The organism is Bacillus sp. LR--39, assembly GCF_053613335.1.
Map to the genome: position 1 here is coordinate 1 of NZ_JBSIOT010000951.1, position 683 is coordinate 683.

A 683-nucleotide genomic window follows, 5' to 3' on the forward strand; every position below is an offset into this window, starting at 1 on the left:
GTATCCTCATTCTCAAACCAGCGTTCAAGAATTTTCAGCTCTGACTCCTTCACTGCTTGAAACCTGTCTATTGAAACCACCTTCCCACCCCCTGCGCGAAACTTTTTCTATTATTTTACAACAAAAAAGGGCTTTTCGCCCTTCTTTTTATTTCGTCTTCAGTTTTCCGCCTGCATACACAGCTTCACTCAGCTCAACACCAAGCTTCTTCGCCATTTTTTTCAGCTTAGATTCCTCCAATTTTGTCACAAGGCTCAGCACGTTGCCTTCTTTTCCGGCCCGGCCTGTTCGTCCTGATCTGTGGACATAGCCATCTTCATCTGGAATATCAGCATGAATCACGTATGGCAGGTTTTCAATGTCTAAACCGCGTGCTGCAATGTCAGTCGCCAATAAAAGAGGAAACTCTCCGTTTTCGAATGCGGCAATGATTTTCGCCCGCTCCATTTTTTTCGCTTCGCTGTGCAAAACGCCGAGTTCAACGTGGTGATATGCCAGCTTTTCCGCATATACACTCAGGTTGCCGATGTCTCTCACAAATACGAGTGCCTGCATGCCTTCAAGCCTTGACAGCTTTTGCAGCAGCTTCACTTTGTCGCGCTGGTCGCAAATCAGGTATTGATGTTTCACTTTCCCTGCCTCCGCCTTGCTTCGCTGTACCTTCAACACCTCAGGCTCTTGCG

The 683-nt window shown here is 47.3% G+C and carries 1 protein-coding gene and 1 pseudogene; both read right to left on the reverse strand.

From position 1 onward, the window contains the following. Window positions 1-80 (reverse strand): annotated as a pseudogene (locus ACWHAR_RS27695) (GNAT family N-acetyltransferase); the annotation flags it as partial. Between the two features lie 67 nt (window positions 81-147). Continuing rightward, on the reverse strand, window positions 148-683 hold a 536-nt coding region (locus tag ACWHAR_RS27700; RefSeq protein ID WP_452088517.1), incomplete at its 5' end, for a helicase-related protein.